We start from the raw sequence: 23,488 nt of genomic DNA, 5'->3' as shown, positions 1-23,488 counted from the left end.
GCCCGCATGCCCGCCAGCCTTACCCTGATCGTCGCCTATTCCGACAACCGCGTCATCGGACGCGACAACACCCTGCCCTGGAAACTCCCGGGCGACCTGGCGCACTTCAAGCGCAGCACGCTGGGCCACCCCATCGTCATGGGCCGCAAGACCTGGGATTCGCTGGGCCGCCCGCTGCCCGGCCGCAGCAACATCGTGATCAGCCGCAATCCGGATTTCGCCGCCCCCGGCGCGACGGTCGTCCCCACGCTGGACGCCGCCATCGCGGCCTGCGGCGATGTGGACCAGGCGTTCGTGATCGGTGGCGCGCAGATCTACGCGCAGGCGCTGCCGCTGGCGCGACGCGTGCTGGCCACCGAAGTCCACGCCCAAGTCGACGGCGATGCCTTCTTCCCGCTGTTGCCCGCCTTCGAATGGAAGGAAACCGCGCGCGAGACCCAACCCGCCGAAAACGGCTACGAATACGACTTCGTCACGTACGAACGCTAAATGCCAGGAAGGCGTTGCTGCCAGACAGCGGGCGCCCATTGCCTGGAAGGCGCTGCCGCCTTGCGCCGCGCGCACCCCATCAAGCCGCCCCGGCGTTCTGCATGAACCGCCACAGCGCGGGCGCTTCGGAGTACGCCACGTTAAAGCGCACCCAGGGCGTATCGGCCTCGTCCACCTCGAAGTAGGACCCCGGCGCCAGCCAGATCCCATCTTTCAGCGCCAGCTGGGCCAGGCCGTTGGCGCCGCGTTCGCGCCACTGCCCGGCCACCTTGGCCCACAGGAACAAGCCGCCCTGCGGCCGCCCGTGAATCTCGAACCCGTGCTGCTGCATCTGGCCGGCGACGACGGCATGCGCCTCGGCCAACCGCTCGCGGGTCCGGGCGATGTGCGCGCGGTAGCGTCCCTCGCGGATGACCTGATGCACGATGCGCTCCATGATCTCGGGCGACGTCAGGCCTACCGCCATCTTGGTCCGAGCGAAATCGCGGGTCAGGTCCCGGTGCGCCACCACATAGCCCACCCGCACCGACGGACTGATGACTTTGGAATAGCCGCCCAGGTAGATCACCCGCCGCGCCCCGTCCAGCGCAGCCAGCATCGGGGTCACGCCCGGGGCCAGGTCGCGGGAGATATCGTCCTCGATCACCCACAATCCATGCCGCTCGGCCACCTGCAGGATGCGGAACGCATTAGCCATGCCGATGCTGGCGCCCGACGGATTCTGCAAGGCCGTATTGATATAGAGGGCGCGCGGCTGATGCTGGGCCACGACGCGTTCCAAGGCCTCGCAGTCCAGCCCGTCGGCCGTGCGCGGCACGGCCACGACGCGCAAGCCCAGCAGGCGCAGCAACTGCAGCAGATTCGCGTAGGCGGGCTGCTCCACCACCACGGTGTCGCCCGGCCGCAGCAGCGTGCGCGACACCATGTCCAGCCCATGCGACACGCCCTGGGTCAGCAGCACCTGCGAAACCTCCACCTCCATGCCCTGCGCGCTGAGGCTGGCCGCGATCGTCTCGCGCAACGGCGCATAGCCATAGGGATGGCCATAATTGGCGATGCGCATCGCCGGCACGCGCCCCATGTGGCGTAGCGCCAGGTGCATGCCCTCTTCATTCAGCCATTCCCCCGGCAGCCAGCCGCACCCCGATTTGATCGGGATGGAATGGTCCGCGAAGATGTCGGACAGCAGCCAGCCCGCGTTCAAGCGCGGCGGCTCCCAGGACAAGGGCTCGCCCTGGCGCACGGGCGCGTCCGGCGACGCCACCCGGTAGCCGGCGCCCGGCCGCGCGGCCAGCCAGCCCTGCGACACCAGCCGGCTATAGGCGCTGGCCACCGTAAACGTGCTGACACCGTACTGGCGCGCGAACTCACGCACCGAGGGTAGGGACATACCCGGACGCAGCGTCTGCGCTTCGATGGCGCGCAAGATGGCCGCGACCAGCTGCTCGACCAGGGTCGGCGCGAGGCCACGGGCGCGGTTGGGCTGGAAGTCGATCACGAAGAAAACTGTACAGTTAGACCACCTGCAACTATACAGTTAGCGGCATTTGCGCGGATCGTATATTTTCATTCCCCGCAGGACGTACCAGAATCATTCGAATCCCGGCGGCCGCGCCTTTTCCATACAGGCCCGCCGGTTGTCCATCCCCTGGAGCCGCCATGAACGCCCCCGCCGAGTTGCCCGATCTGTCCCATCTCTGGATGCCCTTCACTGCCAACAAGCAGTTCAAGGCGCACCCACGCATGCTGGCAACGGCCAAAGGCATGCACTACACCTCGGCCGACGGCCGCCAGATCCTGGACGGCACCGCCGGCCTGTGGTGCGTCAACGCGGGCCACGGCCGCCAGGAAATCGTCGACGCGATTTCCCGCCAGGCCGGCATCATGGATTACGCGCCCGGCTTCCAGTTGGGCCACCCCCTCGCCTTCGAGGCCGCCACGGCCGTCGCCAGCTTCATGCCGCAAGGCCTGGACCGCGTCTTCTTCACGAACTCGGGTTCCGAGTCCGTCGATACGTCCCTGAAAATCGCCCTGGCCTACCACCGCGCCCGCGGCGAAGGCCAGCGGACCCGCCTGATCGGCCGCGAACGCGGCTATCACGGCGTCGGCTTCGGCGGCATCTCGGTCGGCGGCATCTCGACCAACCGCAAGACCTTCTCCGGCGCGCTGCTGCCCGCCGTGGACCACCTGCCGCATACCCATAACCTGGAGCAGAACGCCTACTCCAAGGGCCAGCCCGCCTGGGGCGCCCACCTGGCCGATGAACTGGAACGCATCGTCGCGCTGCACGACGCCTCCACCATCGCCGCCGTCATCGTCGAGCCGATGGCCGGCTCCACGGGCGTGCTGATCCCACCCAAGGGCTATCTGGAAAAACTGCGCGAGATCACGTCCAAGCACGGCATCCTGCTGATCTTCGACGAAGTCATCACCGCCTACGGCCGCCTGGGCGCCGCCACCGCCTCCGAATTCTTCGGCGTGACGCCGGACATCATCGCCATGGCCAAGGGCGTCAGCAACGCCGCAGTGCCCGCGGGCGCGGTCGCGGTCAAGCGCGAAGTCCACGACGCCATCGTCAACGGCCCGGCCGGCGGCATCGAGTTCTTCCACGGCTACACCTATTCGGCGCACCCGCTTGCCGCCGCCGCCATCCTGGCAACGCTGGACATCTACCGCCGCGAAGACCTGTTCGCCCGCGCCCGCAAGCTGTCCGGCGCCTTCCAGGAAGCGGTGCACGGCCTGAAGGGCGCGCCGCATGTCATCGACGTGCGCAACCTGGGCCTGGTGGCGGGCATCGAACTGTCGCCGCGCGCAGGCGCGCCGGGCGCCCGCGCCAGCGAAGTCTTCCAGAAATGCTTCGACAGCGGCCTGATGGTGCGCTACACCGGCGACATCATTGCCGTCTCGCCGCCGCTGATCATCGAAGAGGCCCAGATCGGCCAGATCTTCGAACAGATCGGCAAGGTCCTGAAAGAGGTCGCTTGAGCGGCATCGCGAACCCCGTGCCGCGGCAGCGCCGCGCGCATTGACACAGCTTCGCGGGCGGCCGATGGCCGCCCTCGGACGTTTTTGAAGAATCCCGCGTTTCGAGCTTCCACACCATGAAGAAGATCTCCCATTTCATCAACGGCCAGCACTACGAAGGCCGCAGCAGCCGCTACGCCGATGGCTTCAATCCCGCCACCGGCGAGATCTGCGCCTCGGTGCCGCTGGCTTCTAACGAGGACGTCGCCATGGCCGTCGCTGCCGCCAAGGCCGCGTACCCGGCCTGGTCCGAGACCCCGGCGCTCAAGCGCGCCCGCATCCTGTTCAACTTCAAGGCGCTGCTGGACCAGCACCAGGACGAACTGGCCGAACTGATCACCCGCGAACACGGCAAGGTCTTCTCCGACGCCAAGGGCGAAGTCATGCGCGGCATCGAGATCGTGGAATTCGCTTGCGGCATCCCGCAACTGCTCAAGGGCCAGTACTCCGACCAGATCGGCGGCGGCATCGACAACTGGAGCATGCGCCAGCCCCTGGGCGTCGTGGCCGGCGTCACGCCGTTCAACTTCCCGATGATGGTGCCGTGCTGGATGTTCCCGGTGGCCATCGCCTGCGGCAACACCTTCGTGCTCAAGCCGTCGGAACGCGACCCGTCCGCTTCGCTGCGCCTGGCGGAATTGCTGACCGAAGCCGGCCTGCCCGGCGGCGTCTTCAATGTGGTGCATGGCGACAAGCAGGCCGTGGACGCGCTGATCGCGCATCCCGACGTCGAAGCGCTGTCGTTCGTGGGGTCGACGCCCATCGCCGAATACATCTATTCCGAAGGCACCAAGCGCGGCAAGCGCGTGCAGGCCCTGGGCGGCGCCAAGAACCATCTGGTGGTGATGCCCGACGCCGACCTCGACCAGGTCACCGACGCGCTGATGGGCGCGGCGTACGGCTCGGCCGGCGAACGCTGCATGGCGATTTCCGTGGCCGTGGCGGTGGGCGACGTGGCCGACAAGGTCGTCGAACGCCTGATCCCGCGCGTGAAGGCGCTGGTAGTCAAGGACGGCATGCAGCCGGACGCGGAAATGGGCCCGCTGGTGACCGCGCAGCATCGCAACAAGGTCATGGGCTATATCGAGGACGGCATCGCCTGCGGCGCCGACATGGTCGTGGACGGCCGTGGCCTGACGGTGCCCGGCAACGAAAAGGGCTTCTTCCTGGGCGGCACGCTGTTCGACAACGTCAAGCCCTCCATGAACATCTACCGCGAAGAGATCTTCGGCCCCGTGCTGTGCATCGTGCGCGTCCCCGACTTCGCCAGCGCGGTCGAATTGATCAACGCGCATGAGTTCGGCAACGGCGTGGCGTGCTTCACGTCCGACGGCGGCGTGGCGCGCGCCTTCGCCCGCCAGATCAAGGTGGGCATGGTCGGCATCAACGTGCCGATCCCCGTGCCCATGGCCTGGCATTCGTTCGGCGGCTGGAAGCGCTCGCTGTTCGGCGACCACCACGCTTACGGCGAAGAAGGCATCCGCTTCTACTCCCGCTACAAGAGCGTGATGCAGCGCTGGCCGGACAGCATCGCCAAGGGCGCGGAATTCACCATGCCCGTGGCGAAGTGAGCCCACCCCCGAAGCGCTGCGCGCTCCCCCCTCAAGGGGGCGCCGCTGCGGACCGGCGGAGCCGGATCCGCGCGGCCCCGCTGGGGAAGGTCTTGCCGGATGGTAAGGCCGTGCCCCACCCGTAGATTGTGGGGCGTGCGCCAGCGCCATGGGAGTACTGAACCAGGCGCGGTGTTGTCCCCTCGCCTTCCGAACATCAACACGACAACGGAAACATGATGCGCATCGGGATTGGCGGTTTTCAGCACGAGACCAATACGTTCGCGCCCTCGCGCGCCACGTGGGAAGACTTTGCCGAGAAGGGCGGAGGCTGGCCGCGCCTTGTCAGCGGGCCCGCGATGTTCGCCGCCGTCGCCGGCGCGAACATTCCTGTGGCCGGCTTCATCGAGGCCATGGGGCAGCACACGCTGGTGCCCACCACCTGGGCCGCCGCCAGCCCGTCGGGACTGGTCACCAAGGACGCGTTCGAACGCATCAGCGCCTTGATCCTGCAAGGCTTGTCCGAGGCGATGCCGCTGGACGGCGTGTACCTGGACCTGCACGGCGCCATGGTCACCGAACACGTGGATGACGGCGAAGGCGAACTGCTCAAGCGCGTGCGGGCACTCGTCGGGCCCGACGTGCCCGTCGTTGCCAGCCTGGACCTGCACGCGAACGTCACCCGCGCCATGGTGCGCCACGCCGACGCGCTGGTCTGCTATCGCACCTACCCCCACATCGACATGGCCGAAACCGGGCAGCGCGCGGCCGCGCTGCTGTCGCTGCGGCTGGCCGGCGTGCCTCGGCCCTATGCGTCGCTGCGCGCCCTGCCCTATCTGATTTCGCTGTGCTGGCAGTCCACCGATATCGAACCCTCGCGCAGCCTGTACGAACTGGTGGGCGAGATCGAGTCGCGCGGCGTGACCAGCCTGTCGTTCGCCACGGGCTTTCCCGCCGCGGACTTCCCCGAATGCGCGCCGACGGTATGGGCTTACGGCACCACGCAAGCCGACGCCGACGCGGCCGCCGCGGAAATGGCGCGCGCCGTGCTGAACGCTGAACGCGACTTCGGCGGCAGGCTCTACACCCCCGACGAAGCCGTGCAGGAAGCCATGCGGCTGGCGCAAGACGCCCGCAAGCCCATCGTCATCGCCGACGCGCAAGACAATCCCGGCGCGGGCGGCAGTTCCGACACCACCGGCGTGCTGCGCGCGCTGATCCGCCACGATGCGCGCGATGCGTCCATCGGTCTGATAGTGGATCCTGCTGCGGCGCTGGCCGCGCACCGCGCGGGCGTCGGCAACACGGTCCGGATTGCACTGGGTGGACACTCGGGTATTCCCGACGACGAACCGCTGGACAGTGAGTTCATTGTCGAGAAAACTTCAGACGGGCGCTTCGATACGCATGGCGCGTTCTACCGTGGATTCCACATGGACCTGGGCCCCAGCGCCTGCCTGCGCATCGGCGGCGTGCGTATCATCGTCGCCTCGAACAAGGTGCAGATGGCCGACCAGGAGATGTTCCGGTTCGCGGGGGTCGAACCCACGCGCGCCGCGATTCTGGTGGTGAAGAGTTCCGCGCACTTCCGCGCGGATTTCACGTCCATCTCGCAGGCGATTCTGGTTTGCGCGGCACCAGGCTCCATGCTGATGGATGCGGCAAAACAACCATGGACACGGTTGCGTCCCGGTATCAGAATGGCGCCTTGCGGACCGGTGTTTTCCGGACGGGCCGCGACAGCCTGACCCTCGCACGCCGCCCTTGCGCGGCGCGTTAACGACGTAGCGGCCGACAGTGCCGCTCACTACGCTTCAAGGGGAATCTCCATGCTCAAGTTTGTCCGAGCGGCCGCGCTGGCCGGTGCAACGCTGATGATGGCTCACGGCGCTTATGCCGAAACCGTCATCAAGTCCGTCATGCACTCGCCTCTGCGGTTGACCGATCCGCATGCCACCACGGCGTACATCACGACGTGGCACGGCTACATGATCTACGACACCTTGCTGGCCACCGACGCCGACAACAAGATTCAGCCCCAGATGCTGGAAAAGTGGGAAGTCTCGCCCGACGGCAAGACCTACACGATGACGTTGCGCGCGGGCCAGAAATGGCATGACGGCAAACCCGTGACGTCTGAAGATTGCGTGGCGTCGATCAAGCGCTGGGCCGCCGGCGACGGCATGGGCCGCACCCTGCTGAAGTTCACCGACAAGATCGAAGTCATCGACGACAACAGCTTCCGCATCGTCATGAAGGAGCCCACGGACCTGGCCCTGCGCGCCCTGTCCAAGCCCACCGGCACCGCGCCGTTCATGATGCCCAAGCGCATCGCCGAACAGGCCATCGGCCAACCCATCACCGACATGACCGGTTCGGGCCCGTTCAAGATCATCGAATTCAAGCCGGGCGTGAAGACCGTCTACGCCAAGAACACTGACTACGTGCCGCGCAAGGAGCCCGCAAGCGGCTTGGCCGGCGGCAAGGTCGTGAACGTGGACAAGGTCGAATGGGACGTCATGCCCGACGCCCTGACGACCGCCAACGCGCTGCTGGGCGGCGAAATCGATTTCGTCGAGCAGTTCCCGTACGACCTGCTGCCGATGATCGAAGGCAACAAGGACTTGAAGGAAGAGTCGCTCAGCCCGGTCGGCTACTTCACGATGTACCGCTTCAACTTCAAGTACCCGCCCTTCAACAACAAGAAGATCCGCCAGGCCGCGATGTACGCCATCGGCCAGGAAGACGTGATGAAGGCGCTGGTCGGCAATCCGAAATACTGGAAGACCTGCGCCTCGCTGTGGGGTTGCGGCACGCCGATGGAAACCGATATCGGCAAGGACGTGGTCGTTCCGTCGAATATCGAAAAGGCCAAGGCCTTGCTGAAGGAAGCGGGCTACGACAACACGCCCATCCTCGTCATGCACGCGACCGACGTGGGCACGCTGTCCGCCCAGCCGGTGGTGATGGCCCAGGCGCTGCGCAAGGCCGGCTTCAACGTCAACCTGACTGCGATGGACTGGCAAAGCGTGGCCACCCGCCGCGCCTCCAAGGCCGCGCCGGCTGAAGGCGGCTGGAACATCCACAACACCAACTGGTACGCCACTGACGTGATGGATCCGGTCCGCTCCGCGCCTGCCGCCGCCAACGGTGACAACGCCTGGTTCGGCTGGCCTGACTTCCCGCAGGTCGAAGAACTGCGCACCAAGTTCGCCTTGACGTCCGACCCTGCCGAGCAGAAGAAGATCGCCGACGAGCTGCAGCGCATCGGCATCGACGAAGGCCTGTACGTGCCGCTGGGCCAGATGTCCGTGCCGACCGTCTACTCGACCAAGCTTTCCGGCCTGGTGCACGCACCGGTCTTTGCGTTCTGGAACGTCAAAAAAGCCCCTTAAAGGGCGCGTAGTTCAGGGGGAAATACATGCTGGCATTCGTCTCACGCCGGCTCCTCGCGACCATCCCCGTTTTGGTGATGGTCGCGGTGGTGGTCTTCGCGATATTGCGTTTCAGCCCGGGAGATCCGGCCATCATCATGGCTGGCGACGGCGCCACGCCTGAACGTATCGTCCAGATACGGCAGACGATGGGCCTGGACCAACCGGTCATCAAACAGTTCTTCATCTGGGGCGGCAAGCTCCTGCAAGGCGATCTGGGCACGTCGCTCATGTCCGGCGTGCCGGTCACCAAACTGATCGCCCAACGCCTGGAACCGTCAATGAGCCTGGCGGTGCTGACCCTGCTGTTCACGCTCGTCGTCGCCATTCCGCTGGGCATCCTGGCGGCGTGGCGGCAGGGCAAGCTGCTGGACCGCGCCGTGATGGGCTTTTCGGTGCTGGGCTTTTCAGTGCCGGTGTTCGTCACGGGCTATCTGCTGATCTGGCTGTTCGCCATCAAACTGGGCTGGTTCAACGTGCAGGGCTACGCGCCGCTGGACAAGGGTTTCTGGCCCTACCTGCACCGGCTCATCCTGCCCTCACTGGCCTTGTCCACGGTCTACGTGGCGCTGATCGCGCGCATCACGCGCACGAGCGTCATCGAGGTCATGGGCGAAGACTTCATCCGTACGGCCCGTTCCAAGGGCCTGGGTGAAACCGGCGTGCTGCTCGGCCATGCCCTGCGCAATGCCGCCGTGCCCATCGCCACGGTCGTGGGCCTGGGCATCGCGCTCCTGATCAGCGGCGTGGTCGTGACCGAATCGGTATTCAACATCCCCGGCCTGGGCCGACTGGTGGTGGAAGCCGTGCTGGCGCGTGACTACCCGGTCATCCAGGGGTTGACGCTGTTCTTCGCGTTCGTCTACGTGTTCATCAATCTCGTTGTCGATTGCGCCTACACGGTGTTCGACCCGCGTATCCGATACTGAGGCCGCTCGATGCAAACGCCAACCGACGCCGTGCAAGCGGCAGCCGACCTCCCCGGAGGCGGCAACCCTCAAGTCACCGCCTGGCGGCAGATCCGCCAGGGCTTAAAGAGCTGGCCCGTCATGCTGGCGCTGGTAGTGCTGGTGGCCATCATCGCCATCGCGCTGTTCGCGCCGCTGCTGGGCACGGTCGACCCCACCTTCATCGACCCCGGCGCGCGGCTCAAGCAGCCCTTCACCGACTATCTGTTCGGCACCGACGCCTTCGGACGCGACGTCTGGTCGCGCGTGGCCTACGGCGCCCGCATCTCGCTGATCGCAGGTTTGGGCGCCGCGGTCGTCAGCGTCGCCATCGGGCTGGTCATCGGCGTGATCGCTGGCTGGTTCCGGACGCTGGACGGGTTCATCATGCGCACGATGGACGCCATCATGGCGATCCCTGGCATCCTGCTGGCGATCGCCCTGGTCTCGGTCACCGGCGCCAGCATCACGACCGTGCTGGTCGCCATCACCATCCCCGAGATCCCGCGGGTAGTGCGGCTGGTGCGCGGCCAGATCCTGACGGTGCGCGGCGAACCCTACGTCGAGGCCGCGCTGGCGCTCGGCACGCCGCTGCCGCTGCTGCTGTGGCGCCACATGGTGCCCAGCACCATCGCGCCACTGACCGTACAGGGCACCTACGTGTTTGCGTCCGCGATGCTGACCGAGGCCATCCTGAGCTTCCTGGGCGCAGGCATCCCGCCCGAAATCGCGTCCTGGGGCAACATCATGTCCGAAGGCCGCATGTACTTCCGCATGCTGCCCGGCCTGATTCTCTTTCCTGGCCTGTTCCTGTCGCTGACCGTGCTCAGCGTGAACATCCTGGGCGACGCCCTGCGCGATGCGCTGGATCCCAAAATGGTGCGCAGGATCTGATGCCCATGACCTATTCCCCTACCCCTCCCGCGGGCGACACCTCGTCCGCCATCCTGGCCATTCGAAACCTGTCGGTGGAAGTCGGCGGCGCGGGCAATCGCGTCGTGCGCAACCTGAGCCTGGACGTGCATGCCGGCGAAACGGTGTGCGTGGTCGGCGAGTCCGGCTCGGGCAAATCCGTCACGTCGCTGGCCGTGATGGGCCTGCTGCCGCCGGGCATCCTGTCCATCAGCGCCGGCTCCATCCGTGTCGAAGGCGAGGACGTAGCCACCGCCTCGCAACGCCGGCTGCGCGAGATGCGCGCCACCCGCATGGCCATGGTGTTCCAGGAACCCATGACCGCGCTGAACCCCGTGCATACGGTGGGCAAGCAGGTCGACGAAGTGTTGCGTCTGCACCGAAAGAGCATGAGCGCCGCGGAACGCCGCGCCAAGGTGCTGGACATGTTCCGCTCGGTGCACCTGCCGGACGTCGAACGCATCTTCGACGCCTATCCTCACCAACTGTCCGGCGGCCAGCGCCAGCGCATCGTGATCGCGATGGCGCTGATCCTGGAACCCAAGCTGCTGATCGCAGACGAACCCACGACCGCCCTGGATGTGACGACGCAGAAGCAGATCCTGGCGTTGATCAAGGAACTGCAGGTCAAGCACCGCACGGCCGTGCTGTTCATCACGCATGATTTCGGCGTGGTCGCCGAGATCGCTGACCGCATCGTGGTGATGAACCGCGGCGACCTGATCGAAAGCGGCACCCGCAACGAGATCCTGGCCGAACCCAAGCAGTCCTACACCCGGCGCCTGGTGTCGTCCGTGCCCAGCCTGGTGCCGACCCGGCGCGACGCACCCGACGGCCAACCCGTGCTGCACGTCAAGGGGCTGGGCCGCACCTACGCCGGCAAGCACTCGCTGTTTTCCCGCAAGGCGGCGCAGAACGTCATCGCCGCCACCGACGTGAACCTGACGCTGCGCAAAGGCGAGATCCTGGGGATCGTGGGCGAGTCCGGCTCGGGCAAGTCCACGGTGGCGCGCTGCATCGTGCGGCTGATCGAACCCACCGCCGGCCACATGATGATGGGTGGCGAAGATCTGAGCACGCTGTCCGGATCCGCGCTGCGCCCGGTTCGTCGCCGCATCCAGATCGTGTTCCAGGATCCCTACCGATCGCTCAACCCGCGCCGCACGGTGGGCGAATCCATCATCGAAGGGCTGCTCAATTTCGGCATGCCGCGCGACCAGGCGTTGAAGCGCGCGGGCGAAACCCTGACCGTCGTGGGCCTCAGCCCCGACGCCATGCGGCGTTATCCGCATCAGTTCTCCGGCGGCCAGCGCCAGCGCATCTGCATTGCGCGCGCGCTTGTCATGGACCCTGAAATCCTGGTGGCCGACGAAGCCGTATCGGCGCTGGACGTGTCGGTGCAGGCGCAGGTGCTGGAGCTGCTGGAGCAAGTGCGCCAGCGCACCGGCGTCGGCGTGCTGTTCATCACGCACGACCTGCGCGTGGCCGCGCAAATCTGCGACACCATCATGGTCATGCAGCGCGGCAAGGTCGTCGAAACCGGCTCCGCTGAAACGGTGCTGACCGAGCCGCGCCACGAATACACCCGCGCCCTGATCGACGCGGCGCCCGGGCGCGACTGGGACTTCCGCAATTTCCAGCCCGTCGCGGCCACCCTGGCGCACGCGCACGCGCCTGCGCCCTGATGCCCTGACTGCCCTCCTCCGCACACTGGAACCGAGATGCCACAACCGCATGAATTGTCTGCCCAGGAACTGCTGCACGCCTACCGCAACAAGACGCTGTCGCCCGTTGAAGCCACGCGCTCCGTGCTGGAACACATCGAACGCTGGGAACCGCACCTGAAGGCTACCTACGCGCTGGATCCGGAAGGCGCGCTGGCGATGGCCCGGGCGTCCGAAGCCCGCTGGATGAAAGGCGAACCGCAATCTTCAGGCGGCTACACGCTGGACGGCGTGCCCGCCACCATCAAAGAAAACATCGCCACCCGCGGCACGCCCATTCCGCTGGGCACCGCCGCTACCGACCTGACCCCGGCCACCGCCGACGCGCCCCCGGCTGCCCGCATGCGCGAGGCCGGCGCCGTGCTGCTGGGCAAGACCACCATGCCCGACTACGGCATGCTGTCCTCGGGGCTGTCCAGCTTCCATGAACTGACGCGCAACCCCTGGGACCTGTCCAAGAACCCCGGCGGCTCCAGCGCCGGCGCCGGCGCCGCGGCCGCCGCCGGCTATGGCCCGTTGCACATCGGCACCGACATCGGCGGTTCGGTCCGCCTGCCCGCCGCCTGGTGCGGCATCGCCACGCTCAAGCCCAGCCTGGGCCGCATCCCCATCGACCCGCCATTCATGGGCCGCTGCGCCGGCCCCATGACGCGCACCATCACCGACACGGCACTGATGATGGGCGTGCTGTCGCAGCCCGACGCGCGCGACCACATGAGCCTGCCGTTCCAGGACTTCGACTGGCTGAACTTGGCGCAAGACGTGCGCGGCCTGCGCATCGGCCTGTTGATGGACGCCGGCTGCGGCCTGCCGCTGGACCCCGAGGTGCGCGAGGCCGTGCAGGCCGCCGCCCAGGCCTTCGAAGCCGCCGGCGCCGTCGTCACCCCGATGCTGCCCTGGATGACGCCCGACATGCTGGACGGCGTGGATCGCTTCTGGCGCACGCGCTCGGCGATCGATCTTGCCGCGTTGCCCGAAGCACGCCGCGCGAAGATCCTGCCGTTCATCCGCGCGTGGGCGGAAAGCGGCGGCGGGCAGACCGGTGAAGCCGTCTTTCGCAGCTACTACGAAACCCTGAACGTGCGCGCCAAGACCGTCGCGGCCTGCGCCCCGTTCGACTACGTGCTGTCGCCCGTCGCGCCCGTGGTGGCCTACAACGCCGAATGGCCATCGCCCACCAATGAAGTCGCCACCACCATGCACCACATCGGCTTCACGCTGCCCTTCAACATGAGCGAACAGCCCGCCGCGTCGGTCAATTGCGGCTACACACGGGCCGGCCTGCCCATCGGGCTGCAGATCGCCGGCGCGCGGTTCGACGACCTGGGCGTGCTGCGCGTGGCGCGCGCCTGGGAACAGATGCGCCCCGCCCAGCATCCGTGGCCCCAGCCGCCCCAAGCAAACTGACTCTCCACAGCAACCCACAGGAATTCCCATGCGTTGGCTTTTGGCAATGATCAAGCACGAGACGAATACCTATTCACCCGTGCCGACCCCGCTTGAACGCTTTTTCCGCGGCAGCCCCGAAATCCTCGAGGGCGAGCGCGCCATCAAGGCCTACGAGAACACGGACAGTGGATTGGGTGGCTACATCGAGGTGGCCCGCCGCGAGGGCGCCGACATCGTCGTGCCTGTAGCAGCCGAGTCCTGGCCGAGCGGCCCCGCCAGCGCCGAGACGCATGAACGGCTGTGCAATCTGGTGCTGGACCAGGTCAAGCTGGGCGGCTTCGATGCCATCTTGCTCGACCTTCACGGCGCGATGGTGGCCGAAGGCGTGGAAGACGCCGAGGGCGACCTGCTGCGCCGCCTGCGCGAAATCGATCCCAACACGCCGGTCGCCGTCACGCTGGACATGCACGCCAACATCTACGACGACATCGTGGACAACGCCACCGTCATCAGCGGCTTCCACACCTACCCGCACGTGGACATCCGCGAGGCCGGCGTGCGCGCCGCCAACGTGATCGTGCGCACGCTCAAGGGCGAGATCCACCCCGTCATGAGTTGGGCCAACAAGCCGATGCTGCCGCACATCATGTGCCAGGGCACGCACGCCGCGCCCAACAAGCCCTTGCAGGAACGCTGCAAGGAACTGGAGGCCAACGGCGTGCTGGCGGCGTCCGTGTTCGTCGGTTTCCCGCATGCCGACATCCGCGAGGCCGGATTGAGCGCGGTAGTCTGTACGGACGGCAAGCCCGAGGACGCGCGGCAGTACCGCGACGAACTGCTGGAACGTGCCTGGGCCGGCCGCGCGGACTGGGTGTTCCACCCCGAACCGCTGGCGCCCACCATCGCGCGCGCGAAGTCGATCGAACAGGGTCCGGTCGTGCTGCTGGACCACTTCGACAACACGGGTTCCGGCGGCACCATGGACACCACCGCCGTGCTGGCCGAAGTGCTGCGCCAGGAATTGGACAACGTCGTCTTCTACGCCATCTGCGACCCGCAGGCCGCCCAAGAGGCCGCCACCGCCGGCGTGGGCAGCACCATCACGCTGAAACTGGGCGGCAAACTGCCCATGCCCGCCATCAAGCAAGCCAGTGACCCGCTGGAAGTCACCGGCCGCGTCAAATTAGTGTTCGACGGCGTCTACCTGAACCGCGGCCCGATGTACCGGGGAGTGCGCAACGACACCGGGCTGACCGTCGTCATCGACACAGGCCGCGTCGAAATCGTGCTGGTGTCGCGCCACCAGGAGCCCTTCGACATCAATTGCCTGCTGTCGGCCGGTATCGACCCGCTACAAAAGCGCTACGTGGTCCTGAAAAGCCGCGTGCACTGGCGCGCGGGTTTCTCGGACATGGCCACCGAGGTGATTGAATGCACGGGCGTGGGGGTGACGACGTCTGATTACAGCCAGCTGGATTTCAAACACGTGCGGCGGCCGATTTACCCGTTGGATCCGCTGTAACCCGGCGTCAACCCGCCTCAAACCGGCAAATTGTCGAAGAGGCCCCCCCGCGCTGCGCACGCTTCGTGCGCTTGCTGCCCCCCCAAGGGGGGCGTTTTTGCCTTGGGGCGGCCCGGCAGCAAAAAGGCCGGCGCCTTGCACTGGCCTTTCATTTTGAAATCTTCGGTAACTGCGCGCACGGTTACATGACGGTGCGCCTCGGTATACTCGCCGCCGGGCCCTTACAGGCCGATGAATACGTGTATGCCGACAGCAGCCCCTGGCCCCCAGGGCGCGATGGCGACAAGCGCCTCGCCTGTCGGATATGACTCGATAATCAACGAAAAAAGCAGAACGATGAAAAAGAGCGTAGCGATCACCCTCGGTGTGGTCATAGTGGGAGCGGGAAGCTGGGTAGGCGCCACGTGGTACACCGGCAAGCGCATTGAGGAAAGCTCGCAGCGCCATCTGGCTGAGGCCAATGAAAAACTGGCCAAGCTGACGCCGCTGTTCGGTCTGCGCATCGATCAGCTGAAGTACGAACGCAGCCTGTTCTCGACCCAGGCGCGCTACGGCCTGTCGCTCGTCAAGAACGACAAGAGCCCGGACGCCATGCCCGCCGGCATGATCGAATTCGACGCGGTCGTGGAACACGGCCCCTTCCCCAAGAGCGCCCTGGCAAGCGGCGCCCTTGCGCCCAAGCTGGCGTACGTCCATGCCGAAATGGCCAAGACGGACAACCTGAAGGAAGTGTTCGAACTGACCAAGGGCGTGTCGCCGCTGATCAGCGATGCCACCGTCAGCTACAGCGGCATCACCAGCTCCACGTCCAAGATCGCCCCGGTCAAGGTCACGCACGAAGGCACCTCGGTCGATTTCAGCGGCATGGTCGTGACCGGCGAGTTCGATCGCGCCCTGCAAGGCGTGACCGGGCACGGCGTGATGGACACGCTGACGATCGACGCATCCAAGAGCAGCGATCCGGCCAAGGTTTCCATCGCCGGCATGACCATTGACGCCAACAGCCGCGTGGGCAAGTTCGGCGTGTCGATCGGCGATTCCGACCTGAAGATCAAGCGCATCGACGTCACCCGCCCCGAGGACGACATCAAGCTGTCGCTGGACAACTTCGGCTATGGCGTGAAGCTGTCGGAAGACGACAAGTCGATCAACGTGCAAGCCGCCTACCAGACCGGCGACATCATCGTGAACGACGTCGCCCTGGGCAATGGGCAGGCCGTCATCAAGCTGGCCAAGCTTGACGGCCAGGCCGTCAAGCAGTTGTCGGACACCTACAACCAGCTGATGCGCCAATACATGGCGAGCACGGAAGACGAAGGCCTGAAGGACGAGCAGATCCAGGTGCTGCTGGACAGCGCCGGCAAGCTGCTGGCGGGCAACCCGTCGTTCAGCATCGATCCGATCAGCTGGAAGACCGGCAAGGGCGAAAGCAAGCTGAACTTCACGCTCGACCTGGCCAACCCGGCCGACGTCAAGAACCTGACCCCGCAGGAAATCGCGGTTCAGGCCATCAAGCGCATCGACGCCACGCTGATCATCTCCAAGCCGATGGTCCAGGACCTGATGACGCAATACGCCGTCAAGAAGGAAGGCATGGCCGCCGACAAGGCCGCCGAAGAAGCCGAACAGAACGTGCGCCAGATGTCCGGCATGGCTGAAATGTTCAACGTCGGCAAAAACGAAGGCGACAACATCGTCGGCAAGTTCACGTTCGCCGACGGCATGGGCGACCTGAACGGCAAGAAGATCCCGGCCGACGAACTTTTCTCGGGCCTGCTGGGCGCAGCCGGCATGGACTCCATGGACGAGGAGACCGAAGAAGAACCGATGCCCGGCATGGAAGAACCGGCGGTGTCCGATACCCCCGTCGCCGGATTGCTGCAGGACTTCAACCTGGACACGGTCAGCAGCATGCTCGACGACATGGGTTACACCGTGAAGAAGAGCGACGGCGACGAAGGCCCGGTACTGGTGTTGGATACCGGCACCACCGGCGCTAGCGACCTGCGCCTGGAATTCCTGTGCAACGACTTCACCGAGAAGTGCCTGGATCTGGTCGTGACGGCCACGTACAAGACCAAAAAGCCGATGGCATTGAAGGCCATCAACACCTGGAACCAGGAATACCGCTGGACCCGCGCCTACCTCGATGACAAGAACCAGGCCGTGCTGCAGATGGACATGAATGCCGAAGGCGGCATCGGCAAGGAAAACCTGCAGATTCTGCTGAACACCTTCATCAGCATCGCCGAAGACTTCGGCACGCTGAGCAAGGGCACGGCGGCCAAGTAAGCCTGCCACGGCAACTGAAGCCCAAAGAAAAACCCCCATCGATAGTAGATGGGGGTTTTTTTATGCCCGGCAGATCGGCTCGGATCCAGGCCCGGCTTACGCCGGACCCGTCCCGTCACATCATGCGTAGGCTTCGATCGGCAGGCACGCGCACACCAGGTTGCGGTCGCCGTAGGCGTTGTCCACCCGACCCACTGGCGGCCAGTACTTGGCCTCGCGCAGCGACGCCACCGGATAGGCGGCCTGCTGGCGCGGGTAGTCGTGCAGCCATTCTTCGGCCAACAGCATCTGCGCGGTGTGCGGCGCATTCTTCAGGACGTTGTCTTCGCGGTCGCGTTCGCCGCGCTCGACCTGGGCGATTTCCTCGCGGATCGAGATCATCGCTTCGATGAAGCGGTCCAGCTCGGCCACGCCTTCGGATTCCGTCGGCTCGACCATCAGCGTGCCCGCCACCGGGAAGCTCATGGTCGGCGCATGGAAACCGTAGTCCATCAGGCGCTTGGCGATGTCTTCGGCGCTGATGCCGCTGACTTCCTTCAGCGGACGCACGTCCAGGATGCACTCGTGCGCCACGCGGCCGTTGCGGCCCGCGTACAGGACCGGGTAGTGGCCGCGCAAGCGGGTGGCAATGTAGTTGGCGTTCAGGATGGCGACTTCGGTCGCGCGGCGCAGGCCATCGGCCCCCATCAGCGAGATATACACGAACGGGATCGGCAGGATGCCGGCAGAGCCGAACGGCGCGGCCGAAACCGGGCCGACCTTCGCGTCGCCAGGCAGCTTGCCCTGCTCGTTCACCACGCCCGGCAGGTACGGCGCCAGGTGGGCGCGCACCGCCACGGGGCCCACGCCGGGGCCGCCGCCGCCGTGCGGGATGCAGAATGTCTTGTGCAGGTTCAGGTGGGACACGTCCGAACCGAACTTGCCCGGCTGGGCCACGCCGACCATCGCGTTCATGTTGGCGCCGTCCAGGTAGACCTGGCCGCCGGCCTGGTGGACCAGGTCGCAGATTTCGGTCACGGCTTCTTCGAACACCCCGTGCGTGGACGGGTACGTGATCATCAGCGCGGCCAGCTTGTCGCCGACCTGTTCGATCTTGGCGCGCAGGTCGGTCAAGTCGACGTTGCCGTTGGAATCGGACGCCACCACCACCACGTCCATGCCGGCCAACTGCGCCGAAGCGGGGTTGGTGCCGTGCGCGGACGACGGGATCAGGCAGACGTTGCGCTGGTGCTGGCCGTTGGCCTGGTGATAGCCGCGGATCGCCAGCAAGCCGGCGTATTCGCCCTGCGCGCCCGAGTTGGGCTGCAGGCTGATGTTGTCATAGCCGGTGATTTCGCACAGCGCGGCCGACAGGCGGTCGATCAACTCGTTGTAGCCCTGGCTTTGCGACGCGGGCGCGAACGGGTGGATCAACGCGAACTCGGGCCAGGTGATCGGGATCATCTCGGCGGTGGCGTTCAGCTTCATGGTGCACGAACCCAGCGGGATCATCGTGCGGTCCAGGGCCAGGTCCTTGTCGGCCAGGCGGCGCAGGTAGCGCAGCATGTCGGTTTCGGACTGCACGCTGGAGAAGACCGGATGCGTCAGGATGGCGCTTTCGCGGGCGACCGAAGCGGGGATGCCGCCAGCGGCGGCGGCGTCCAGGGCGTCGATGTCCAGTTCGACATCATCGTGCTCCAGACCGGCGGCGAACACGTTAACCAGCGCTTGCAGGTCGTCGGTAGTGACAGTCTCGTCCAGCGACACGGCCAGGCGGGCGCCGTCGACGCGGCGCAGATTGATGTGCTCGCACTCGGCGGCTGTCAGGATGGCCGGCGTCGCGGGGCCGGTTTCCAGCAGCAGCGTGTCGAAGAACGTGTCGTTGACGACCTTCACGCCCAGCTTCACGAGTTCGCCGCGCAGGATGGCGGTGCTGCGCTGCACGCGTTCGGCGATGCGGCGGATGCCGGCCGGGCCATGCCAGACGGCGTACATGCCGGCCATCACGGCCAGCAGCACCTGCGCGGTGCAGATGTTGGACGTGGCCTTTTCGCGGCGGATGTGCTGTTCGCGCGTTTGCAGCGCCAGGCGCATCGCCGGATTGCCTTGCGAGTCCTTGGACACGCCGACCAGACGGCCGGCCATGTTGCGCTTGAACGAATCCTTGCAGGCCATGAAGCCGGCGTGCGGGCCGCCGAAGCCGAACGGCACGCCGAAACGCTGCGCCGAACCGATGGCGATGTCCGCGCCCCACTCGCCCGGCGCAGCCAGCACGGCCAGCGCCAGCAGGTCGGTCGCGCACGCCACCACGGCGCCTTGCGCGTGGGCGGTTTCGGTCAGTTTGCGGTAGTCGGCGACGGAACCCGTGCTGTGCGGGTATTGCAGCAGCACGCCGAAGCATTCGGGCAGGCCTTCGGCCTCGTCGCCCACCGAGATTTCAAGTCCCAAGCCTTCGGCGCGCGTGCGCACGACTTCGATGGTCTGGGGGTGCACATGGCGCGAAATGAAGAACACCGGGCTCTGCGACTTGGCGCCGCGGCGGGCCAGCGTCATCGCTTCAGCGGCAGCGGTGCTTTCATCCAGCAGCGAGGCATTGGAGATATCCAGCCCGGTCAGGTCGGCGACCATGGTCTGGTAGTTCAGCAGGGCTTCAAGACGGCCCTGCGAGATCTCCGGCTGGTAGGGCGTGTAGGCCGTGTACCAGGCGGGGTTCTCAAGAATATTGCGCAGCACGACGTTAGGCGTCTGCGTGCCGTAGTAACCCTGGCCGATGTAGTTGCGGTAGACCTTGTTGCGGCCCGCGATCTGCTTCAGTTCGGCCAGCACGTCGGTTTCGCTGCGCGAGGGCGGCAGCGCCAGCGGGGCCTGGCTGCGGATCTTGGCGGGCACGACTTCTTCGATCAAGGCGTCCAGGCTGGGGCTGCCAATCACGCTCAGCATGGTGGCCTGGTCGGCATCGGAGGGGCCGATGTGGCGGGGAATGAAGTCGGTATGGGTGTCTAGGGCGCGCGACATGGAGGATCTCGGGGTGGTGGTGCGTCAGGGCGGGCGCGGCAAGGGGCCGTGCCCGCCTCGGGCCAGCTTTAGCCGTTGGCGACAGCTTCGTAGCCGGCAGCGTCCAGCAGCTTGTCGGCATCAGCGGCGTTGACCGGCTTGATCTTGAAGATCCAGGCGGTGAAGGCCGATTCGTTGATCAGGTTGGGGTTGTTTTCCAGCTCTTCGTTGAAGGCGACGATTTCGCCGGCCACGGGCGCGTAGATGTCGGACGCGGCCTTGACCGATTCGACCACGCCGGCGGTTTCGCCCGCGTTCAGCTTGGCGCCGACCTTCACGTCGCCAACGAAAACCAGATCGCCCAATTGATCCTGGGCGGTGTCGGTAATGCCGACGACGAACACGTCGCCTTCAGCTTTGACCCATTCGTGGGACTGGGTGTACTTGCGATCGGTGGGCAGACTCATGGGAACTCCTGAGGGAATGCGGGTAGATGAATGGTGTTGCGCGCCTCGCGCGGGCAACGCTTGCCCTGGCCGGGCCGCCGCTCGCGCGAAGCTTCGAGTTTACGAGTGTTCGACGGCTTTGCCGTTACGGACAAACGGCAGTTTGCAGACCAGGGCGGGCACCCATTTACCGCGGATGTCGACCTCGACCGTGTCGCCCGGACGCACGCCTTGCGGCAGGCGGGCAAAGCCGATGGACACGCCCAGCGTGGGCGACATGGTGCCGCTGGTGAGTTCACCCGTGCCGGCCGGCGTACGCACGGCCATGTGGGCGCGCATCACGCCGCGCTCTTGCAGCTTCAGGCCGATGAAGGTGGCGGGGGTGGCGAACTGCTCCAGTGCGTCGCGGCCGATGAAACGGCGCTCGGCGTCTTTCAGGGAAACGGTCCAGGTCAGGCCGGCCTGATCCGGGTGGGTCAGCTCGTCCATGTCCTGGCCGTACAGGTTCATGCCGGCTTCCAGGCGCAACGTGTCGCGCGCGCCCAGGCCCGCCGGACGCACGCCCTGGGCGGCCAGGTCGCGCCACAGTTGCACGACGTCGGCAGCGGGCAGGACGATTTCAAAGCCGTCTTCACCGGTGTAGCCGGTACGGGCGACAAGCGTATCGTCGGCCACGACAGCGGCGACGAAGGGCGTCAGCGGTTCAGTCGCGGCCTGCCATGCCGGGCGGGCGGCCCAGACCTTGGCGCGGGCGTTCGGGCCCTGCACGGCCACCATGGCCAGATCGCGGCGGGGGGTGATGGCGACGTCGAAATTGCCGGCCTGCTTCACGCGCTGCATCCAGGCCATGTCTTTGTCGGCCGTGCCGGCGTTGACCACCACGCGCCATTCGTCGGCCGCGAAGAAGTAGACGATCAGATCGTCGATGACGCCGCCTTGCGGGTTCAGCATGCAGGTGTACAGCGCCTTGCCCGGCACCGTCAGCTTGGCCACGTCATTGGCGACCAGGCGCTGCAGGAAGGCGAAGGCGTCCGGGCCGACGACGTCGGCGTTCAGCATGTGCGACACGTCGAACATGCCGGCGTCCTGGCGCACCGCGTGGTGTTCTTCCAGCTGCGAGCCGTAGGCCAAGGGCATGTCCCATCCGCCGAAATCGACCATTCGGGCGCCGGAGGCGATATGTTCTTCGGCCAGCGGGGTGCGTTTAAGGGTTGCGGACATGCGCGGAAACTCCGGGACGGCAGTGATTTGCCAGGGTTACGGAATGCCGGTCGCAACAGGCGGATGACGCCCGCGCGGCTACGGCTGAATCTTCCGCCCCTCTGTCCTTTTGCCTGAGAGTTGCCCCGCGCGTGGCGGGTTTGCACCTTCGGCGCCTGGGCTACGCGCTATGTCCCTTATTCAGGGGCGGCGCCAGGTCTCTCCAGAGTACTGTTTTGCCGCGTCCGCACGGTAAGAAAACCGGGACAGGGCAAGCATGTGCGATATCGGTTACCTGAGCGATTCTGGGCGAATTGCGCCTTCGGCGGCGGCCCGTGTTGATAGGCCGCTCTCTCCCGCAAACATGCGTGACAGCGGCGCCAAGCATACAACGAAAAGAAGTCCTCCGGAAAGGCCCCCACGCCGCGCACGCTGCGCATGCTTGCTGCCCCCCGAGGGGGCTTTTTCCCCTTGGGGCGGCCCGGCGGGAGACGCTACCCCCCCGCCGCGCACGCTGCGCATGCTTGCTGCCCCCCGAGGGGGCTTTTTCCCCTTGGGGCGGCCCGGCGGGAGACACTACCCCCACGCCGCGCACGCTGCGCATGCTTGCTGCCCCCCCGAGGGGGCTTTTTCCCCTTGGGGCGGCCCGGCGGGGAAAACCGCTCCTTCTGGCGCCCCGTTGGGTCAGCCTAACGCGGTGTCCAGCAGCATCATCAGCACGAACCCGATCATCAGCCCGCAGGTGGCGTAGACCTCGTGCCCCTTGCGGTGCGATTCGGGGATGATTTCGTGGCTGATAACAAACAGCATGGCGCCGGCGGCAAAGCCCAGGCCCCACGGCAGCATCGGCGCCGAGAATCCGACGATAGCCGCGCCGATCACGGCGCCCAGCGGTTCGACCAGCCCGGACAGCATGCCCAGCGCCACGGCAAAGGCGCGCTTGTAGCCGGCGGCCAGCAGCGCGACGGCCACGACCAGCCCTTCCGGGATGTCCTGGATGGCGATGCCGGTAGCCAGCGCCGTCCCGCGCACCGGGTCGCTGCCCGCGTAGCCCACGCCGATAGCCAGGCCTTCGGGCAGGTTGTGCAGGGTGATGGCGAACACGAACAGCCAGGTACGGCGCAGGCGGTGGGCCTCGATGCCCTCGCGTCCCTTGATGAAGTGCTCGTGTGGCAAGGTGCGATCCATCACCAGCAGGACCGCCGCGCCCAGCAGGATGGCGGCGCCCACCGTCAGGCCGGCTCCCCACGGCCCCATGCCCTGGGACTCGGCCGCCTGGATGCCCGGCGCCACCAGCGAAAACGCGCTGGCGGCCAGCATCACCCCGGCGCCGAAGCCGAACATGCTGTCCTGCACCTTTTGAGGAATGGTGCGCGCGAACAGGATGGGCAAGGTGCCCAGCGCGGTAGCGGCGGCGGCAACCAAGCCGCCCAGCAGCGCGTCAGCCACGTGCGGCGCCCGCACGTCCAGGTACGCCCAGAGCTGATGCAGCGCCAGGCAGGACACCATGACGGCAAGCGTCCACACGCTGATACTGGTGGCCGCGGGCCGCACGCGATGACGGCTGAAGGTGTTCATAGGGCCGC

Annotated in this window: 16 protein-coding genes and 2 riboswitches; of the genes, 11 read left to right on the top strand and 5 right to left on the bottom strand. The window is 66.4% G+C overall.

Going from position 1 to position 23,488, the window contains the following annotated elements; all coding sequences use genetic code 11:
- Window positions 1–6 precede the first annotated feature (6 nt).
- Window positions 7–489 carry a dihydrofolate reductase gene (locus tag HG262_RS13080; protein WP_169271439.1) on the top strand — a complete coding sequence of 161 codons (483 nt, stop codon included), beginning with the start codon at window positions 7–9 and terminating at the stop codon, window positions 487–489.
- Window positions 490–568: 79 nt separating this feature from the next.
- Here the strand turns inward: HG262_RS13080 and HG262_RS13075 are convergent, their stop codons facing one another.
- Window positions 569–1,987, bottom strand: coding sequence for a PLP-dependent aminotransferase family protein (locus HG262_RS13075; RefSeq protein ID WP_169271438.1), 1,419 nt, complete (start codon window positions 1,985–1,987; stop codon window positions 569–571).
- Between the two features lie 161 nt (window positions 1,988–2,148).
- Here HG262_RS13075 and HG262_RS13070 point away from each other — a divergent pair, with 161 nt between their 5' ends.
- The 10 genes from HG262_RS13070 to HG262_RS13025 all read left to right on the top strand — a co-directional run bounded on the left by HG262_RS13070 (window position 2,149) and on the right by HG262_RS13025 (window position 17,283).
- Complete coding sequence (locus HG262_RS13070) at window positions 2,149–3,474, top strand: aspartate aminotransferase family protein (RefSeq protein ID WP_169271437.1); 1,326 nt, start codon at window positions 2,149–2,151, stop codon at window positions 3,472–3,474.
- A gap of 116 nt (window positions 3,475–3,590) precedes the next feature.
- A complete protein-coding gene (locus HG262_RS13065; protein WP_169271436.1) occupies window positions 3,591–5,084 on the top strand; it encodes a CoA-acylating methylmalonate-semialdehyde dehydrogenase in 1,494 nt (497 codons plus the stop codon).
- Between the two features lie 218 nt (window positions 5,085–5,302).
- Window positions 5,303–6,811, top strand: a complete 1,509-nt coding sequence (locus HG262_RS13060; RefSeq protein ID WP_169271452.1) for a M81 family metallopeptidase — start codon at window positions 5,303–5,305, stop codon at window positions 6,809–6,811.
- Window positions 6,812–6,892: 81 nt separating this feature from the next.
- Window positions 6,893–8,458, top strand: coding sequence for an ABC transporter substrate-binding protein (locus HG262_RS13055; RefSeq protein WP_169271435.1), 1,566 nt, complete (start codon window positions 6,893–6,895; stop codon window positions 8,456–8,458).
- Between the two features lie 26 nt (window positions 8,459–8,484).
- Window positions 8,485–9,426 carry an ABC transporter permease gene (locus HG262_RS13050; protein ID WP_169271434.1) on the top strand — a complete coding sequence of 314 codons (942 nt, stop codon included), beginning with the start codon at window positions 8,485–8,487 and terminating at the stop codon, window positions 9,424–9,426.
- A 9-nt stretch (window positions 9,427–9,435) separates the two neighbouring features.
- A complete protein-coding gene (locus tag HG262_RS13045; RefSeq protein WP_169271433.1) occupies window positions 9,436–10,338 on the top strand; it encodes an ABC transporter permease in 903 nt (300 codons plus the stop codon).
- A 5-nt stretch (window positions 10,339–10,343) separates the two neighbouring features.
- Window positions 10,344–12,041, top strand: coding sequence for an ABC transporter ATP-binding protein (locus HG262_RS13040; RefSeq protein WP_169271432.1), 1,698 nt, complete (start codon window positions 10,344–10,346; stop codon window positions 12,039–12,041).
- A 36-nt stretch (window positions 12,042–12,077) separates the two neighbouring features.
- Window positions 12,078–13,487 carry an amidase gene (locus HG262_RS13035; protein WP_169271431.1) on the top strand — a complete coding sequence of 470 codons (1,410 nt, stop codon included), beginning with the start codon at window positions 12,078–12,080 and terminating at the stop codon, window positions 13,485–13,487.
- A gap of 28 nt (window positions 13,488–13,515) precedes the next feature.
- On the top strand, window positions 13,516–14,991 hold the full coding sequence (locus tag HG262_RS13030) for a M81 family metallopeptidase (RefSeq protein ID WP_169271430.1): 1,476 nt from the start codon (window positions 13,516–13,518) through the stop codon (window positions 14,989–14,991).
- A 336-nt stretch (window positions 14,992–15,327) separates the two neighbouring features.
- Window positions 15,328–17,283: a DUF945 family protein gene (locus tag HG262_RS13025; protein WP_169271429.1), complete on the top strand. Its 1,956-nt coding sequence runs from the start codon at window positions 15,328–15,330 to the stop codon at window positions 17,281–17,283.
- Window positions 17,284–17,403: 120 nt separating this feature from the next.
- Here the strand turns inward: HG262_RS13025 and gcvP are convergent, their stop codons facing one another.
- The 4 genes from gcvP to HG262_RS13005 all read right to left on the bottom strand — a co-directional run bounded on the left by gcvP (window position 17,404) and on the right by HG262_RS13005 (window position 23,480).
- Complete coding sequence (gene gcvP, locus HG262_RS13020; RefSeq protein ID WP_169271428.1) at window positions 17,404–20,277, bottom strand: aminomethyl-transferring glycine dehydrogenase; 2,874 nt, start codon at window positions 20,275–20,277, stop codon at window positions 17,404–17,406.
- Window positions 20,278–20,345: 68 nt separating this feature from the next.
- The gene (gene gcvH / locus HG262_RS13015) at window positions 20,346–20,723 is read right to left on the bottom strand and encodes a glycine cleavage system protein GcvH (protein WP_169271427.1); all 378 of its coding nucleotides are present in this window, start codon (window positions 20,721–20,723) and stop codon (window positions 20,346–20,348) included.
- A 99-nt stretch (window positions 20,724–20,822) separates the two neighbouring features.
- Window positions 20,823–21,923 carry a glycine cleavage system aminomethyltransferase GcvT gene (gene gcvT, locus HG262_RS13010; protein ID WP_169271426.1) on the bottom strand — a complete coding sequence of 367 codons (1,101 nt, stop codon included), beginning with the start codon at window positions 21,921–21,923 and terminating at the stop codon, window positions 20,823–20,825.
- Between the two features lie 91 nt (window positions 21,924–22,014).
- Window positions 22,015–22,139: riboswitch (glycine riboswitch) on the bottom strand.
- Between the two features lie 35 nt (window positions 22,140–22,174).
- Window positions 22,175–22,271: riboswitch (glycine riboswitch) on the bottom strand.
- 315 nt (window positions 22,272–22,586) lie between these two features.
- Window positions 22,587–23,480 carry a ZIP family metal transporter gene (locus tag HG262_RS13005; RefSeq protein WP_169271425.1) on the bottom strand — a complete coding sequence of 298 codons (894 nt, stop codon included), beginning with the start codon at window positions 23,478–23,480 and terminating at the stop codon, window positions 22,587–22,589.
- Window positions 23,481–23,488: the final 8 nt, after the last annotated feature.

The organism is Achromobacter sp. Bel (genome assembly GCF_012928505.1).
Lineage (GTDB): Bacteria > Pseudomonadota > Gammaproteobacteria > Burkholderiales > Burkholderiaceae_B > Achromobacter.
This window is presented reverse-complemented; position numbering and strand designations above follow the sequence as displayed.